We start from the raw sequence: 17447 nt of genomic DNA, 5'->3' as shown, positions 1-17447 counted from the left end.
ACAAAATGATAATAAGCGGTCCATTTGCACCAACGCTAGCGGCGGATAATTCGCGCTGTTAGCGTTGGTGCAGGTGACCTGACATTGCCAGATGCCCTCAATTGCGCAGCGGCACGGTTTATCGGGCATATCTGGAGCCGCATTCTCGCGATTGCACCGTTACGGCGCTATTGAGCCGATGAGAACTGCGGCAACCACGGCTTGTTCAGCGTTAACACTTCTTCCAACAGGGCTTCTGCTGTCGCGACATCGCCGACCAGCGGATTGCCCAGCAGCGCCAGCAATGCCTGATTACGATCGCCGTGTACCGCAGCTTCGATGGTTAAGCGCTCGAAAGCTTTAATCTGCTGTGTCAGGCCGTTCATCAACGGTGGCAACTCGCCAAACACTAACGGGTGCGCGCCCTGAGCATCTACCAGGCAGTTCACTTCCACCACCGCGTCATCGGGCAGGCCGTGAATCGCGCCGTTATTGCGGCAGTTCACCACCAGATTCTTGCCACTGTTGTTGTGAATCGCGCTGATCAGCTCGACCGCCACTTCAGAGTAATAGGCGCCACCGCGGAAACTCAGTTGCTCCGGTTTGTGCGCCAGATGCGGATCGGCATACAGCGCGAACAGCTCCGCTTCAACCTTCATCACTTGCTCAGCGCGGGTGCCTTCATGACCGTTTTTAGCTTTCTCCTGCTCTTCGGCCAGCATCTGCGGCGTCTGCCAGTAATAGCGATGATACGGGCAGGGAATGGCGTTGAGCGCACGCAGGAACTGCGGAGACCATGGCATATCTTTGATGTTGTTCATGGTTAGCGACTGGCCATCGCACAGCTGTTCAATCACCTGTTTGGTGACATCTTCGCCACGGCAAGTCACCTGATGCACCCACACCAGATGATTGAGCCCGGCAAAGCGCAACTGCACATCATCCCATGGCGCGTCGAGCATACCGGCAATCATATGATGCATATTCACCGGCACGTTACACAGGCCGATGATTTTGGCGTTGCTATAACGCGATACCGCTTCAGTGACGATCCCGGCGGGATTGGTGAAGTTAATGATAAAGGCATCGGGCGCCAGTTCTTCCACTTTACGCGCCACGTTCAGCATCACCGGAATGGTGCGCAGCGCTTTGGCAAAACCGCCGACGCCGGTGGTTTCCTGGCCGAGACGACCGTATTTCAGGCCAAGGCGTTCATCGGCTGCGCGCGCCGCCAGTTGGCCGACACGTAGCTGGGTTAGCACAAAGCTGGCACCACGGATGGCATCATCCAGCTCAAAGTGCACGCTGACTTTGACCTGTTCTAAGCCATTCTGCTGCAGCATACGGCGGGTGAGATCGGCAATGACATTCACTTTCTCACGACCCGATTCCACATCCACCAGGGCCAGTTCAGTCACCGGCAACTGCGCGTAACGGTTGATAATCCCTTCGACCAGTTCCGGTGAGTAGCTGCTGCCACCACCAATAATGGCTATCTTAAGCATCGGTTCCTCCTGCCGCAGTGCGGCGGTAGAGTTCAATGATTTCGCCCGCCAGATCCTGCACCAGCATGGCGTTCATCAGGTGATCCTGGGCATGTACCAAAATCAGGGTGACGGGCAGTTTGCCGCTGCCTTCATCGAGACTGATCAATGCCGTTTGCTGCTGATGAGCGCCATTGACGCTCTCTTTGGCAGCCATAAGCTGTTGCTCGGCAGCAGCAAACTGGCCTTCACGCGCTAATCGCAGGGCGCTCAGTGCTGCACTGCGAGCGGCACCGGCCTGTACCAGCAGCAGCATGATTTGTTCTTCAAACTCGATAACCACTTCTTCGGACATGCAGAATCCCCCACAGCACAAGGCCGTGTTTATTTCGGTCAGTTTGGGTAAAACGGAGGTATTACGAGGTGTGCAACGCCAGGGCGGTATCCAGCACCTGTTCGCCACGCATCATGCCGTAATCCATCATGTCGATGACGGCGACAGCTTTGCCCTGTGGCTCGGCGATGGCAGTCAGGCGGGCGGCTTCAAACTTCACTTGCGGGCCGAGCAGCACCACGTCGGCATCCGGCAGGATGCGTTCGAATTCCGCTACCGGCACCGCTTTGATATCAATCGTCAGCCCGCGCCCCTGAGCAGCGCTCTGCATTTTGTTGACCAGCATGCTGGTGGACATCCCTGCAGCACAGCAAAGTACGATACGCATATGATTTCCTCCTGTGATTTGTCGGGGCCATTAAAGACCCGTGTTGAAGACGATGTAAATACCCTCCGGACAGACGGTTTTCTGATGAATGAATAATTAACGATTTAAAATTAATGACTTATCCTATGAATGTTTGTGAAAATATTTTTCACGACTGTGATCGGTGCTGTAATTTATCGTTAACATAAGCGGTTTTTAACGCTGGTAGTGGTGGAATTGCTGAAAAAAAACTCACACTGAAAAATATTTTCATGCATGATGGATGTTCGCAACGAGAGGATGTGGTGAGCGGATGGATATTGTCTGGCAATTGCGGCAGCAGTCGGCACGCGCGGATGCGCCGGAATCTAAGCTGGCGCGTTTTATTCTGGAAAACCTGCATGTCAGCGCGCAGGCGACAATGGAAAGTCTGGCAACGCAGGCAGGGGTGAGTCCTGAAGTCCTGCGCCGCTTTGCGGTATCGGCAGGCTGTCGCGATCTGGATGATTTCCTGCATCAGGTGCGCAAAGCAGGACAGCAGGAAGGGGCATTTCTCGATGTCATCCGGCAGCGCCAGTCATCGCTGAGCCAGCAGGAAAATCGTGTGGCGCTGGCAATTCTTAACGATATCGCGTTTGCCGCCTCGGCCACCATCGAGCAATTAGCCGGGCGCGCCGAAGTCAGTGCGGCCACCATTACCCGCTTTGCGCGTTCTGTGGGTTGTGAAGATATTCGCGAATTGCGTATGCGGCTGGCGCGTGCCAGTTCGGTGCCTTCAACCCCAACCGCGCAGGGTATTCCGCAGCTGGAGGCGATTCATCAGGCGTTAGCCCAGCAGTGGTCATTGGCTGAAACAGCGACCTGGGAGCGGGCGGCACGAATGTTAGGTAAAGCTCGCAGCGTGTTGTTGATTGGTGCGGCAGGGCAGACTACGCCGCTGGTGGCTGAAGTACACCAGCGATTAACGGCGACAGGTCTGGCGCTGGCATGGATTCAGGACGATAACCTGCTGCGTATGACGCTGAGCCGATTGCAGCCGGATGATTTACTGCTGATTCTCGCGCCGGATGCGGTGAACAGCAGCGTGCTCAGCGCTGTGCATCATGCACATATTCAAAAAACGCCAGTGATTGCCGTTTGTCCATCGAAGCTGGATCTGGCGAGTCAGGCTGATATTTGGTTACCGCTGCCGGATGAACAGCAGGCGCGCAGCTATGGCATTCTCTGCGCGCTGGATCGGCTGGAAACGGCGCTTACGTCATTTTAGCGCGTAGATTTCTGATATCAGGGTGCTGCCATCTTGCAGCATCACTTCAACTGGCACACGCTGATAGCCTTCGCCCTCAAACTCATCAAGCATCGACCAGTGCGCGGAAAGGTTATCCGAACTGAAGACAAAGCCGTTAACCTGCGTGCCTTCGGCAGTGAGTTCAATGCCGGGAAAACCCATCGCTGCGCCCCAGCCCGCTTCATGCAGATTGCCCAGCACATAACCTTGCTGCCAGCTTCCGCCAATATTTTCCATGATATGCGCATTAGGACGGCCTGGACCGAGCGTGCCGTAAACGAAAAGACTGTGCATTAACTACCTCAGTAATAAGGGAAAGGCTTTGAATTTAGCGCGAGAGGTGAGGTTAGCCAATGGTGATGATTGAGATGAAAAGTAGTGTCTAAGTAAACTGGACGTTACAGAAGCAGGGGTTAATTAAACATTAGAGAAATGCCCTAATGTGCTAGCAGCGGCCAATAAGTTTTTTAACCGCTGCTATTTTTAACGTTAAAGAACATCCAAAATAACGGTAGAGCTGCCGGTAAAATCACCTAATGATGGTGTGCCACTTAAAGTGGCATCCACTGTGACCGAATTGTTACCTGCTCTCATGTAGAAATTGCTGCCTTGTGAAACGCCATTGAATTTTAATGTTGCGCTCGTTCCATTATTCAGTGAAACATTATTACCTGATCTGAAGCGGATTGTGGCTGCGCCAGAACAATAAATATTAATCGAGGTGTTTTTTCCAACACCACTGTATTTATCTTGCTGAAGGCTGCCAAAATCAATAGTGCCGGCACTTCCGGAGCAAGTTGGAGGAGGTGGTGGTGGGCGAACTGGGGTTGAAAGACACTGCGACTCCACAAATCCTCCTCCAAGTCGTCTATACCCAAAACAAAGTACAGGGTCAGACCCTCCTGCCGGCAAAGTTATTCTGACTGGCACACTACTCCCATATCTTCTTAGCCAGGCTTGTCGAGCATCTTCTGAGGTTTTATAAGGAGTGACTAACCCAGATGCTGCGATTGCAGTCCTTACGCCACCATAATAGTAGAACAATGCCACGCCATAATCGCAGCTGAAATATCCCCCCATGCCATTATCGCCACAGTTACTGGCTGCAGAATAGGGAATACCATTATCCTGTGCTGTTCCTGATATGCTACTTCCAATTTGGGTGAAGTTTTGCACTAATATGACAGCGCTGGCTGGACAGGTAAATAATCCAGCCAGTATTAATAAGGGTTTAATTTTGATAATTTTTTTAATCATAAGTAATCCAGAATAAAAGTGGTAGTGGCCGTAAATTGACCATGACCAATGCGTCTGTTAATTAATGCATCTGGCTCACCCTGAACATAGGCTTGGAACCCGAGTGCCATATCGCCCGCTTGTAATGCCACCGTTGGGCTTGCCACATTAACTTTTAGCGGGCTGCCATCCTGATTTTCCAGGCCCACAGCCACGCCTTTTGCCATACTTCCGGCATCAAGCTTCAACATGCCGGGTAGTGCTGTATTTTCAATGCCTTGAAACGTCACCTTCACCCCTTTGAACACGCTGATATCACAATCTTCGAGATGAATACGTAGCGGTCGGCTGGGTGTACGTTTGTAGCGATAAAGGAATTTGTCGATCACCTCTTCAAAATCCAGTTTAATCAGGTCATCACCAGGGCGAATAAAACAAGGTGCTGCCACTAATGTACCACGCATAATTAAGTTTTCTGCTGCTTTGGCCGGCAGTGTCAAAAACAAAAGGCCAGCAAGCATAACTATATATCCCAAGGGAAGTATTCTGTATTTCATTACGCTCGCCTATTGGTAATCCGATATGATGGTGGCCCGGGCAACAAAAGCACCCTCATCCGGAAGTGAAGCGGGATTCGCCACAGGAACCACGGTTAATGTGGGCGGTCGGGTTAGATTGATGGGAATGAACTGGTTCAACCGCATTGGTGTACCATTTTGTTCAATGCGTATGCCTAATCCACTTTTATTAGTTACCACGGCAGTATTATCAAAGCTAACGGCCGTGGCTTGTATACTGAGCCTGACACTACCCGTACCGCTGCAATGAACAGAATAGGGCACTGGGCGGCGATATTTATCACCGTCAATTCCTCTAATAATCACGTTGTCAAAATCGACTTCGATCAATCCACCGCTATTGATTTCACAAGGGATAGACTCAACCAATCTCCCCTGGAAGTTAACATTTACTGCTGAAGCAGCAGGCAGGTTTAACCAGAGATAGCATAGATTTATCGCTAAATATTTAAGTGTTGGTGTCCTTTTCTTCATTTCCAACCTCTCACTGATATTCAACTAATAAAGTCGAGGTCGCAGTGAAGTTACCTCCCGTTACCGTACCGCTACCATTTTTCACCAACATAGCGCTTAGAGCAGGTCGGGCAGGGTTGGTGAAATTTTTCCAGCTATTCAAGGTTAATTTTCCACCATCACTCTTTAGCATTATGCCCAGATTAGATTTACTCGTGCTTAATAGCGTGCCATCAAATGAGGCTCCCGTACCTCTAAGCTGCATTTTCAGCGCGTTGGACGTTGCCGCTGAACAATCTAAGACATATGGAATTGGCTTTTCGTAAATCTGACTGTCGATTCGTCCTATAATAATGTCGCTGCCGAAATCTATTGGAATGTCTCGCTTACCGTTAATGATACAAGGTGGAGCGAATACTTTACCTTTTACTGTGATACCAACAGAAAACGCCCGGGCTGAATGGTTAACACACATCATTGCAATGAATACAGCCACGCACTTCCAGGTGAAACCTGGTCTTGGATAATTCAATGCGTTTTTATTAATCATAATTCAACCTGAAGTTGACGTTAGCCCAATAACTTCCCGCACGCAGCGCGTCGCGGGTACGTTCAGCGGCAATGTAATAAATCACGACATTGTTGGCCGGGGTTAATAAAAGCGGCTTTCCTTTTTGTCCCAGCACAACGTTGTTGCGGTGCGCGTCTTTTAAACGCAGCCCCATACCCTCAACACCCTGAGCTTTAATTAATTGCGGATTTACGGGATCTTCAATCGCGGTGAAGGTGAATGACACCGCAGGCTGACTGGCACTCCATGCAAGATTGCCTCTGACATCGTGATTTGCAGAAGAAGTGCGTAAACAGTCATGTAAGTACAGCGCAACAGGGATCAAATTGCCGTTATCACCTGAACGCTGTAAGTCACCCGTGGCGACATTGCCTAAAGAAACAGATTGGTCAGCCGACCGCATATCCAACCGACATGCACTTTCAGTTAACGTCCCATGAGCACGGATAACGCCGTAATTGCCATCCACCAGACCATCAGTAAATCCTGCCTGTGCCAGAGATGAGAATAACAGTGAGCCAGTCAGGAGCGCTGGGCCTTGTAACTTCCTGATAACCAAAGTTGTGCGCGCCCTAAAAACTATTTTTTTCATGAGTTCATTTCCTGATTATTTTGGCGTTGCGCGCTTGCTGGTATCGACACTGCAAACATTGCCGCTGCATTTAAAGGTCAGTGCTGTCTGGCCGCCGTAATCATTGACGTAGACCAATACTGGCGTAGCACCCAGTGCTGCCGCGCTGCCGCCCAATACAGCCTGGTTTTTAGGTAAAATCATCAGTGCATCAAATCCTTTAATGACATCACCCTCTTTTTTGGCGCTGGCACCAATCAACGTGATGTAATAAGGCGTGGGGTTGATGACGGTATATTTATCACCGCTTTTACTCAGCGTAATTTTCTCCTGAAAAGGCAACGCATGCTGTGCAGCCGCTGCCTCTGCTAGTGAGGCCGGGCGATAAAAAAGTTTGATGCGTGTTTGTAGTGCAATCTGTAACACATTCGGCTTATCGCTTTTAGGCGGAATTTCGCGCAGATTAAAATAAAACAGTGATTCCCGATCTTGTGGCAATTTTTTAAATGCGTCAGAGGATGATAGTGCCTGAACTTTTACCTGGCTTTCGGCTTTAGGTTCGATGCGTTGTACCGGCGGCACAACCGTGAGCGGGCTATTCGCATTCAGCTTTTCACCTTGTTCGTCTTCAAGCCAGCCTTGTGCTAAATAAGGCAATTCAGTGTTCTGATTACTCACTGTTAAACTGACGGACTTCTCTGATCCGGGGAATATCACGCGTGTCCTGTCCAGTGAAATAGCCGCAGAGACGGAATGAGCAACAAGAGTCAATGTAGTTGCAGTTATAATGTTAAACCATTTTTTTGCTTTCATTTTTTTTCCGATAAGTAATTTTGCTGGCGCATACGTGTTTATGATCGCGATATTTTTTCGCAAGGAAGTAAAATATTGTTCATCATGTTTGAGGGCAGAATTTCAGGTAAAGATATCTTGCACTGCTCTTCATCATTCCAGCGCACCATCATTGTTTCACCTGAGTTGATTCCACTTAGGTAGACATTGCCATCGTCATTGACGATACCCGCTTCCTGATTCTTCATATTTAAAACGGTGGCGCCGAAAGGCGGAGCGGAACCATCGGACAGCCGTATCATTGCCATTGCTTTCTCACCAGCAATGACATTGAATTTTCGATAACCAATTGCCCCTTCAGTTAACGTTCCCTGAACCACGGATTGTGGAACTTCTACGTTATCCGCCAACTTATCGACATTAATGCGCACACTGTTGCGATAATAGCTGCTGATATCGCTCACCACGGCTTTGCCAGAATTATTGGTATAGACGGGATTGCTGTATCCGCCGACAGGCACGCCTGCAATTCCATCGGTATCAACCAGCATACGAGTCCCCCCTAAAATACCGCCGCGATGGAATGCACCACCCTGTGGGGTAAGTGTGGCACCACCCTGAACTGAAACCCCGAGTGCGCTGTACTGGCCCTCGCGATAACTCGCCGAGCCATTTATCTGTGCGAGAGTACCGTTATGGGTGTAATAGCCGCTCAGATCGGCACCCTGGCGTGCAACACCTGTACTCACCTGATAAGAATCGGCCTCGCCTACACGGCTGTAATAACTGACACTCTGACGGTTATCGCCTTTGGCATAAGACCCGTTGTAACTCACTGTGCCAGACTCACCCCACGGCAGTGACAGCGACATATACATACCGTCGTCATTGGTGTTATTAAATTTGTTACGGTACGCCGTCAGTGAAAGGCTGAGATTTCGAAATCGGCCCAGATCGAAATAGCGTGAGAGTGACAGGTCATAACGATCGTTAGCAGCCTGATTCCAATAGGTCTGATGGTTGTAATTCAAATACGCTGTCAGATTCAGCGATTCAAATTGCTGGTTAAGCGAGATGGTGTACATCTCTTTGCTGCGGCCAGCACTGATTTCGCCGTCCAGGGAATCCAGATATTCGGCCATTGAGCGAAAACCACTGTCTGAGAAACGGTAGCCGGCAAATGTGACCTGGCTGCCTGTATTTTCGAAGCGTTTGGCATAACTCAGGCGATAAGAACCACCACGTTGAACGTCCTGATTAGGGGCTTTAGCCCGCGACATCGTGACATCCGTTGACAGCGCGCCTAATGACAGGAGATCTCGACCAATCCCCATCGATAGCGCGTTATATTCCTCGCCACCCATTCCTCCGCCATAAAGCGACCAGCCGTTGCTGATCCCCCAGGAAAACTCTCCGGCAGCGAACAGAGGGCCTTCCACTCGGTGCTTCCAGTCGCTGGGTTTTCCGATGGTTGTTTTGTAGCGTATCTGGCCAGGGCGGGTCAGATAGGGGATGGTTGCGGTACTCACCTGATACTGTGTGATGCTGCCATCCTGCTCTTCCACACGAACATCAAGAGTGCCGGAAACGGCGCTATCAAGATCCTGAATACGATAGGGACCGGCCGCGACCTGCACTTCTTTAATGATGCGGCCCAGCTGGCTGATGATGATCTTCGCATTGCTTTTTGCCACACCGCTGACTTCCGGAGCATAGCCGCGCAGATTGGGTGGCAACATATTGTCATCTGATACCAGACTTAGACCTGTGTAACGGAAGCTATCGAAAAGAGAAGAGCTGAGATAATCTTCACCCAAACTGAACTTTGCGCCGATTTTACTCAGGGCGCGATAGGCATAGAATCGGCTCCAGTCCCAGTTATGGGTATCTTCCTCATGGTTCTTGCCGCTGCGGCGGTCATAACGCGTCTGCCAATCTGCGCGCAATCGCCATGCTTCGAAATTCGCACCGCTGGTACCATTGCCTGACAAATTGGTGCCACTTCCACCGCCCGCGCCGTTTTGTTGCAAGGTTTGTAGGTTGAGGTTGTAGTCAAACAGGGCGCCGGAAATCCCCTCTTCCCAGCGAGCGGGGGGATCCCAATAAGGGCTGCTGTATTCGAGGTAAGCTTGCGGAATGCTTACGAACAGCGTCGATTTGCCTAAATCACCGCGCACCTCCATCCCTGGAATGCTTTCCAGCGCAAGGCACTGTCCATCCCGCCACCATGTGAGTTTGGCTAAAGATGAATCCTTGAGTCCAAATTGCGGCAACATTTCGGGGGTCACACAGGCAACCGTTTCATTGGCATCCTGTTCGGAAGGATAGAAATGAATTTGTCTCTCGGAAAGAGGGATGGCATTCAGGTTGATAGACAGGGAATAAGTCCCGGGCAGAATAAAACCTTTACGTGAAAACTGGCTGAGATCGATATTGCTGCGATCTTTAAGATCGAGAACATCCGTATTGAACTGCACTTCGTTAGCTGCAATCGATGATGTCAGCTTTCCGATGAATAAGATTGTCCCAATGGCGGTAAAACATAAGAGTGAAGCCGCTTGACGCGGAAGGCATAACAGCATGATCGCGAGCCTCATTAGTTATAATCTATTCTGAATCGAATCGTTAATTGGTGATCGCCAGCTCGTAATATTTCCTGATTGCCGACTAAGTTCAGTGTGTATTTAAGGTGCATGTTATCTGCCATGAGATCTCTTTCAGGCAGATGTACGCCCGGTGATGCTATGTTGCCCACATGGTCACTGATTCTTACCGCGACACCGCTGGCCATACCTGAAGTTTTGAAATGGCCTTTATCTTCCTCACCATCGAACATGACTTTAAAATTTTTCCAGTCAGGTTTACTGGGATCTAATCGGGTGAGGGTGCAACCAAATAAGCGAATGGAAAACTCTTTCTTTGGTCCTTGCCCTTCCCGAATGATGTTGCTGACAGGATGATTTCCCATAAAAAGGGTCTGGTCGCGATCGCCGACTTCAATTGCGCAAGGTGTCTCAACTATTGAGCCTGTCATATTCACGCGACCTAATCCTTCAGTATTTGCAACTGATGTTTTTGTTATTAGCAAAACACCTAAAAACAAAAAAAAGACGGCCGAATATCGTGAAAGAAATGACTTAAAAAACATCGACGCACTCCGGAATAGAGGAGAGAAAAACCTGCGGCAGATAAACCGCAGGTTAGTAAAAGCGTTATTGATTAGTTGTAGTTCAGTACGAAGTTCGCTGGCACCTGGAAGGTACCCGGTACGATAGTCGCTGCTGCACCACCGCCCTGAACGCGAGCAGCGAAGGTCAGGGTGTTATTGCCGTTGATAACGGTCTGGCCAGTGGACGCAGTGTTCAGTTTGACTTTCACACCATCACCATCAGTCAGGACGATAGATGCTCCACTGGCATCACCACCGACCAGAGCAAGGCTATCAGAGTCATGTGGAGAGGCTGCTCCGGTAAAGGTGACGCTGACTTTATCTTTGGTGCCTGGTGTGGTGATGACGCAATCTTCCAGTTCAATATGGAAAGGCTTGGGAGTTGATGAACCGGTATTTCCGTTCGCGGCCAGTGCCACATTGGAAATGGCACCCAGCGGAACGGTTTGATCTAATGAACCCGGTGCAATCGAGCAAGGTGCATCAATAATAGAACCAGTGAAGGTCACTTTACCGGTGCCACCTGCAGCGTAGACAGAGGATGCGGTAAACAGGCTTAATACAGAAAGGGCGATAATACACTTTTTCATTTAATATCTTCCATTTGGTTTGTACCCATATTTCTTCTTTTGTAAGAAATATGCTTAAACTGAAATCCCATCAGGCGTTAAAGCAATGAATTACTTCTCTGGTTTGAAGAGATTTCAGTATTTACACACTGCTATCAGGTGCTCCTGGAATATGCAGATTCAAACTGCATGATTCATTATCGCTTCGCCTTTTGATTCTTTTTATTGGCGTTGTTGGGAAACATTATGAATACCGAGTGGTTTTATGAAAATAAGATTTATTTTCTGATGGTGTAGTGAGTGAATGGGCTGTTTGTCAGGTATGCATTACAAAGGAAGTGATAAGAGGTAGGGAGAAACAGGTTCTCGACGAATTAATCTAAATGACCTTTTATTCCAATTGATAAAAACTATAACATCGCGAGATAGCGGTTAATGTGAGCCGCGTTGGAAATATTCCGAGAACAGTTAACAATGTTTATTAACAATCTATGACTCTCCTGACCAGCTAGCCATGAATAAAGTCGCCCACGCCATTATCCGCGCGGGCAGTTTTGTTGTTATCGGCTCAGCACCTGTGCACCGGCATTTTTTTCCAGCCGGCATACATCAAACAGCGACATCAACACCAATAAAGCCACACCCGCAAATGCGATGTGAATGTCATTCTGTTCAATGGCGGCATGCTGGTGCCAGAGCATTGCTCCGCGCAAGAACAGGGCGGCCAGCGCAATACCGGCACTCATGCTGAACTGGAAGAAGATACTGAACACCACGGAGGCATCACTCATTTTCGTCTGTGGTACATCGGCAAAACCTAAACTGTTGTAGCAGCTAAACTGCAGCGACCGAGACAAGCCGCCAATAAACAGAATGGCGGCAATCGCGAAGTAGCCAAGTGAAGGGCTGAGTAGCAAGCAGCCCAACATCGCTGCCAGGCTGATGACGCCGTTCACCATCAATACCCGACGGAAGCCAAAGCGTTTCATCAACCAGGTAGTCGCGGGTTTCATTGCCAGATTGCCGGCAAATACCCACAGCACCATGGCACCTGCCTGCGCAGCACTCCAGCCAAAGCCAAGTTGGAATAGGAGAGGAAGCAGAAATGGCACGGCGTTTATCGAAGCACGAAACAGTGAACCGCCGACAACAGCATTTCGGAAGGTATTAATGGTCATCGCACTGAACGGCAGCAGCGGTTGTGGATGGCTGAAGCTATGGCGATAGGCCAGAACGCTGCACAGAACTCCAGGTAACAGTAATGGAATGCCAAGGCTAAGATGCATTTGTCCGAGCGCTTCCAAGGAGATAATCAGTGCGGTGCAGGCGGTAGCGGTTAGCACAAACCCGCGCACATCAAATCGACGTGTTTGCTCAGCTTTGAACTGGGGTACCAAATAAACGGTGGCGATAATGGCGATAATTCCGAGCGGGATATTGAGCCAGAAGATCCATGGCCAGTGGCCGTAAGTGACAATCAAACCTCCAAGCGGCGGACCAAGCACGGGCGCGATCAAACCCGGCCAGGTAATAAAGGCGATGGTTTTCACCATGTCTTTTTTTTCGGTCACACGTAACACCACCATGCGGCCCACCGGCACCATCATGGCACCGCCAATGCCCTGCAATACCCGGCTTAACGCAAACATCGGTAGAGTATCGCTGAGTCCACATAGTATTGATGCGACAGTAAAAATCAGGATGGCACAGGCAAACACGTTGCGCGCACCGTAGCGCTCCGCTAGCCAGCCGCTCATGGGAATGCCTACCGCCACGGCTAACAAATAAGCGCTGACACCCACGTTAAGCGCCACCGGGCTGGCGGCGAAATCGTGTGCCATTTGGGGAATGGCAGTGGTAATGACGGTGGCATCAAGGTTTTCCATAAAGAAGGTGACTGCGACCAGCAGTGCAAGCAGCAGAGTGCGGTTGGCTGAGATGCCATTTTGCGTCATAACGCCATTCCTTTATCTTCCATGCGAATCAGGATTAGGGAAAGAATAGTTTCGGGCGCAATTGTTTTCTGTGCAAGTTTAGCGTTATAAAATCCGGTCGTTACGGATTTGATATTACTGTCTCCGCAGTAGCGAATTACACAGACTCTCTCTATGATGGATTTTTTCCCGCATGATTGTCGGGAACGATCAATGAGTTAGGGAAGTAACCACGCGATGACTCTGTTAAATGACCTCGACCTGCGTCAGCTGGAAGCCTTCTCGGCGGTGATTTCGGCGGGCAGCGTGACGGCGGCCGCCAAAGCACTAAACCGCTCGCAGCCCGCCGTCTCCCGCCTGATTCAGGAGTTGGAGCAGTCGCTGGGTTATCCGCTGTTTATCCGCAATGGTCCGCGTATTCATCCCTCGGAAGAGGCGTTGCAGCTGCATCAGTATGTGCAGAAAGCCCTGCTGTCGCTGCAACAGATCCGCTTGCGCGCACAAGAGATCGCCCATCAGCAGCATCGCCCACTCAGTATTGCCGCCACGCCTGCATTGGCCGCCGGGTTGCTGCCCCAGGCGCTGGCGGCATTGAACCTGCAAAACAAAGTGCAGATTATCAGCGAATCGGCGGAGCAGACCGCGCATGCGGTGATCACCGCTGAAGCCGATATTGGATTATGTAGCTTGCCGCTGGAGCATCATGCGGTGGAGTTGCACTGGATTGGGCAATCTCAGTGCGTGATTGCCTTGCCAGAAGAGGATGAGCTGGCGGCACACAGTACGATCTCGCTGAGCCAGCTTGCTGGACGCCGTTTGATTGCGCCATGGAGTCCGCAACGCCTGCGTGGTCGTTACGAAAAAGCGCTGAAGAAAGTCAAAGCCCCTCTGCTGGAAACCATCGAAACCAACTCCTCGGCGAATATTCTGGGCTGCGTGCGTGCCGGATTGGGCGTGGCGATCCTCGAACCGGTCACCGGCTGGGGCATGCCGCTGGCCGGTGTGGCGATTCGTCCGATTCAGGAAGACATCCCTTACTTCTTTGGCGTGATCACGCCGCAAGGCCGGCAGATTTCCAGCGCCGCCCAGGCACTGGTGGAAGCGCTGGCAGACGCCGCTGCTCAGCTGCTGCCAGGGTTTGAACGTCTGCCTGCCAGTGAACATCCGCGCATCATGCGAGTGATAAACCAGGAGTCATAGCGGGGCAATTGAGTTCATCCAACAGCATTAGCGCTTCAATTAGAAATGAAGCGTATCTCTACGCATCTGAACCGAATGCATTAAGGCACGCAATAGCCCTATTACGCTACAGCGGCAGGATATAGCACAGCGGCTTCCTTATTTATCAGGCGCGGCGAATCCCTTCATTTTCAACGCTTATAACTTTTTCGGCATAAGATATAAGAAATCCATTGGTCAAATCCTGAGCGCATTTCTTGACTCCGATTTAGGGCAAGAGGATTATGCGAAAACTTAGCTCTTATTATGCGTATTGATGATTGTTAGCTACCTATTATGCGTTTTACAGATAATAAATAAGGCAGGGTCATCGGCGCGTTTTAACCGTTTTCGCTCGCTCTCAACGCTATCGCTGACACCAGGGAAATCTCTCTATGACGTATGCCGCCGACGGTCTTGCCGCGCTGGAAGCTCAGCTTCAGCAGGATCTGGAGTTTCTGGAACTGCCCGCCAAATCATGGGTACCGGAACGCACCTTTCAGAGTGCACCGGTCCGTGATGTGGTGGTGATTGGTGCGGGCATGTGCGGTTTGGCGGCACTCGCCAAATTACAGTTCACCGGCATCAGCAATGTGGTGGCTTATGACGCCGCACCCGCTGGGCTGGAGGGGCCGTGGATCACTTTCGCGCGCATGGAAACCCTGCGCTCTCCGAAGACGTTGCACGGCCCGGCACTGGGGCTCGCGCAGCTGACTTTCCGCGCCTGGTTCACTGCGCAGTGGGGCAAAGAGGCGTGGCAGGCGCTGGACAAGATCCCTAAAGCGCAGTGGATGGATTACCTGATTTGGTACCGCAAGGTGCTGAATTTGCCGGTGCACAACAACGTGCGCGTCACCAGCATTGCGCAGGCCGGGGATTTAATTGCGCTGGATTTGGAAGGTGCCGAAACCGAGCGTGTTTATACGCGCCGTTTGGTGCTGGCCACCGGACGTTCTGGCCTCGGTGGCTTCGCCTTGCCGGATTTCCTGCAGGGCATTGATCGCAAGTTCTGGGCACACTCCGCTGATGACATCGATTTCGCCGCCTTACAAGGCAAGCGCATTGCGGTGATTGGTGCCGGCGCCTCGTCGATGGATAACGCGGCTACTGCGCTGGAGCAGGGCGCGGGTGCAGTGGATCTACTGATTCGTCGCAAAGAAATGCCACGCATCAACAAGATGACCGGCATTGGCAGCCAGGGTGTGGTGCACGGTATGCATCAACTGCCGGACGCGTGGAAGTGGAAGTTCGTCGATTACACCGCCGCAACCCAAACCCCACCGCCGCGCTCTTCCACTCTGCGCGTATCACGTCATGAGAACGCGCGCTTCTTCCTCGATTGCGGTATTAACGCCGTTAAACAGGAAGAAGACGGCTTGCTGATTGAAACTACCCAAGGCGCACTGCACTACGACTTTTTGATCGCCGCGACGGGCTTCACCAATGATTTCCACGGCCGCCCGGAGTTTGCCGCTATCGCGCCACATATTCGCAGCTGGTCCGATGGTCGCTATCAGCCTGAGATGGGCAATCCGCGCCACAGCCTGCTGGAAGCGCCAGATCTCGGTCCTTCATTTGAGTTCCGCGAACTGACGCCTGATGCCTGCCCGATGCTGGCACACATTCACTGCTTCAACGATGCCGCCATGCTGACGCACGGCAAAGTCTCCGGCGACATTCCTGCGGTGAGCGCGGGGGCCGATCGCCTGGTGCGCGGTATTACCGCATCGCTGTTTGCCGAGGACGTCGAGCAGCACTACGCCAACTTACAAGCTTTTGACACCCCTGAATTACAGGGCGATGAATGGGTGGATTCAACCCCGTTACTAAAACAGGAGAACGCGTTGTGAGCGACGCTATTGATCAAGCAGCCGGATTAACACCAGAAGAGGCGCTGTATCAGACGCGCCGCCTGCGTCCCGAATTTGTTGAGGGTGCGGAAGCGTGCCGTGTGTCAGTACTTACGCCAGAAGACGATCAGGGTTTACCTGGAGATCTGCGTCTGGCACTGGCGCAGCGTATGGCGGTGTTGAACTACGATGCGCCGCTGCAACATGATTACCAGGCGCAACTGGCGGCGTTAAACCCGTCTGAAGCGCTACTGGCGCTGGCATCGGGTTGTGCCGTGTCGGAAGAGCCGCTGGCTACGATTGCGCGCCATGCCGATATGGTCACGCAGCAGCCGATTCAGGCCACCGAGCAGCACATTCGCTTACTGGAGCAGGCTGGTTTGAGCAATCCGCAAATCGTCGCGCTCTCTGAGCTGATCGCTTTTGTTAACTTCCAGACGCGCGTCGCGGCTGGTTTACGTCTGATGAGGTCCGCATGATTCCGTCGGTTAATCTCAAGCCGCTGCACTGGCATCCGTATATCACGCCAGTGGATGTTGAACAGGCGACACCGGCGCAGCTCGATGCGATGAAAGTCACGCCGTCCAACAAGAAGATCTCCGAGTACGTGCGCACGCTGGTGCACGATCCCGAGAGTTACACCGCACGTACCGGGCTATTCAACGCCATTATGTATGTCGAAGGTGGCCTCGATCGCGCCGATCGTGAGCTGGGCGCATTAGGTGCTTCGATCGTCAACGGTTGCCGCTATTGTGCGGTGGTGCACGCGCGCCGTCATGCGCAGTTAGCTGACAGTGACGCCGTGGTCAGTGCCATCTATTTTGATAGAGCGGATGTGTTAGGTGAACGCGATGCGGCGATCTATCACTTCGCCCGCCGTTTGTCGGTCACGCCGTCTGAAGCCACACCGGAAGATGTGGCGGCACTGCGCGCCGTCGGCATGAACGATCAGGAGATTATCGATCTGATCCACGCCATCGCCATCTTTGGCTGGGCCAACCGTCTGATGCATGTGCTCGGCCATGCTGACCTGAACAAATAAGGGCTGCACCGG

At 51.5% G+C, this 17447-nt stretch carries 19 protein-coding genes; 5 read left to right on the top strand and 14 right to left on the bottom strand.

Going from position 1 to position 17447, the window contains the following annotated elements; translation table 11 throughout:
• Positions 1–167 precede the first annotated feature (167 nt).
• The 3 genes from AC1MDE_RS06050 to AC1MDE_RS06040 all read right to left on the bottom strand — a co-directional run bounded on the left by AC1MDE_RS06050 (position 168) and on the right by AC1MDE_RS06040 (position 2185).
• The gene (locus AC1MDE_RS06050) at positions 168–1484 is read right to left on the bottom strand and encodes a 6-phospho-beta-glucosidase (protein WP_058959280.1); all 1317 of its coding nucleotides are present in this window, start codon (positions 1482–1484) and stop codon (positions 168–170) included.
• Positions 1477–1818, bottom strand: coding sequence for a PTS lactose/cellobiose transporter subunit IIA (locus AC1MDE_RS06045; protein WP_034823342.1), 342 nt, complete (start codon positions 1816–1818; stop codon positions 1477–1479). Before AC1MDE_RS06045 ends, AC1MDE_RS06050 begins: the two co-directional genes overlap by 8 nt.
• A 61-nt stretch (positions 1819–1879) precedes the next feature.
• Positions 1880–2185, bottom strand: a complete 306-nt coding sequence (locus tag AC1MDE_RS06040) for a PTS sugar transporter subunit IIB (protein ID WP_160832993.1) — start codon at positions 2183–2185, stop codon at positions 1880–1882.
• A 292-nt stretch (positions 2186–2477) separates the two neighbouring features.
• Between AC1MDE_RS06040 and AC1MDE_RS06035 the strand changes: the two genes are divergently transcribed.
• Positions 2478–3431: a hypothetical protein gene (locus AC1MDE_RS06035; RefSeq protein ID WP_480344382.1), complete on the top strand. Its 954-nt coding sequence runs from the start codon at positions 2478–2480 to the stop codon at positions 3429–3431.
• Here AC1MDE_RS06035 and AC1MDE_RS06030 read toward each other — a convergent pair.
• From AC1MDE_RS06030 to AC1MDE_RS05980, 11 genes are all read right to left on the bottom strand, one after another.
• Positions 3423–3746 (bottom strand): gamma-glutamylcyclotransferase family protein, encoded by a 324-nt coding sequence (locus tag AC1MDE_RS06030; protein WP_058959282.1) that lies wholly within the window; start codon positions 3744–3746, stop codon positions 3423–3425. The two genes, AC1MDE_RS06035 and AC1MDE_RS06030, sit on opposite strands and share 9 nt — an antisense overlap.
• A 195-nt stretch (positions 3747–3941) precedes the next feature.
• Positions 3942–4709 carry a hypothetical protein gene (locus tag AC1MDE_RS06025; protein WP_153012253.1) on the bottom strand — a complete coding sequence of 256 codons (768 nt, stop codon included), beginning with the start codon at positions 4707–4709 and terminating at the stop codon, positions 3942–3944.
• Complete coding sequence (locus AC1MDE_RS06020; protein ID WP_480344381.1) at positions 4706–5245, bottom strand: fimbrial protein; 540 nt, start codon at positions 5243–5245, stop codon at positions 4706–4708. The genes AC1MDE_RS06025 and AC1MDE_RS06020 overlap by 4 nt, the downstream gene beginning before the upstream one ends.
• 9 nt (positions 5246–5254) lie before the next feature.
• Positions 5255–5740, bottom strand: coding sequence for a fimbrial protein (locus AC1MDE_RS06015; protein WP_072226486.1), 486 nt, complete (start codon positions 5738–5740; stop codon positions 5255–5257).
• 10 nt (positions 5741–5750) lie between these two features.
• Positions 5751–6269, bottom strand: coding sequence for a fimbrial protein (locus tag AC1MDE_RS06010; RefSeq protein WP_058959285.1), 519 nt, complete (start codon positions 6267–6269; stop codon positions 5751–5753).
• Positions 6262–6882: a fimbrial protein gene (locus AC1MDE_RS06005; RefSeq protein WP_479399557.1), complete on the bottom strand. Its 621-nt coding sequence runs from the start codon at positions 6880–6882 to the stop codon at positions 6262–6264. The genes AC1MDE_RS06010 and AC1MDE_RS06005 overlap by 8 nt, the downstream gene beginning before the upstream one ends.
• Positions 6883–6897: 15 nt before the next feature.
• Positions 6898–7674, bottom strand: coding sequence for a fimbria/pilus periplasmic chaperone (locus AC1MDE_RS06000; protein ID WP_479399555.1), 777 nt, complete (start codon positions 7672–7674; stop codon positions 6898–6900).
• A 38-nt stretch (positions 7675–7712) separates the two neighbouring features.
• Positions 7713–10235, bottom strand: a complete 2523-nt coding sequence (locus AC1MDE_RS05995) for an outer membrane usher protein (protein WP_479414334.1) — start codon at positions 10233–10235, stop codon at positions 7713–7715.
• A gap of 14 nt (positions 10236–10249) precedes the next feature.
• The gene (locus AC1MDE_RS05990) at positions 10250–10801 is read right to left on the bottom strand and encodes a fimbrial protein (protein WP_480344380.1); all 552 of its coding nucleotides are present in this window, start codon (positions 10799–10801) and stop codon (positions 10250–10252) included.
• 71 nt (positions 10802–10872) lie between these two features.
• A complete protein-coding gene (locus AC1MDE_RS05985) occupies positions 10873–11412 on the bottom strand; it encodes a fimbrial protein (RefSeq protein ID WP_479414336.1) in 540 nt (179 codons plus the stop codon).
• Positions 11413–11951: 539 nt separating this feature from the next.
• On the bottom strand, positions 11952–13346 hold the full coding sequence (locus tag AC1MDE_RS05980) for an MFS transporter (RefSeq protein WP_479414337.1): 1395 nt from the start codon (positions 13344–13346) through the stop codon (positions 11952–11954).
• Positions 13347–13562: 216 nt separating this feature from the next.
• Between AC1MDE_RS05980 and AC1MDE_RS05975 the strand changes: the two genes are divergently transcribed.
• From AC1MDE_RS05975 to AC1MDE_RS05960, 4 genes are all read left to right on the top strand, one after another.
• Entirely contained in the window at positions 13563–14525 is a 963-nt protein-coding gene (locus AC1MDE_RS05975) for a LysR family transcriptional regulator (RefSeq protein WP_480344379.1), read from the top strand.
• Positions 14526–14938: 413 nt separating this feature from the next.
• Positions 14939–16393 (top strand): NAD(P)-binding domain-containing protein, encoded by a 1455-nt coding sequence (locus tag AC1MDE_RS05970; protein WP_479414339.1) that lies wholly within the window; start codon positions 14939–14941, stop codon positions 16391–16393.
• A complete protein-coding gene (locus AC1MDE_RS05965; protein ID WP_479414340.1) occupies positions 16390–16872 on the top strand; it encodes a CMD domain-containing protein in 483 nt (160 codons plus the stop codon). The genes AC1MDE_RS05970 and AC1MDE_RS05965 overlap by 4 nt, the downstream gene beginning before the upstream one ends.
• The gene (locus tag AC1MDE_RS05960) at positions 16869–17435 is read left to right on the top strand and encodes a peroxidase-related enzyme (protein ID WP_058959295.1); all 567 of its coding nucleotides are present in this window, start codon (positions 16869–16871) and stop codon (positions 17433–17435) included. Before AC1MDE_RS05965 ends, AC1MDE_RS05960 begins: the two co-directional genes overlap by 4 nt.
• Positions 17436–17447: the final 12 nt, after the last annotated feature.

It is taken from the genome of Pantoea folii, from assembly GCF_056678875.1.
This window is presented reverse-complemented; position numbering and strand designations above follow the sequence as displayed.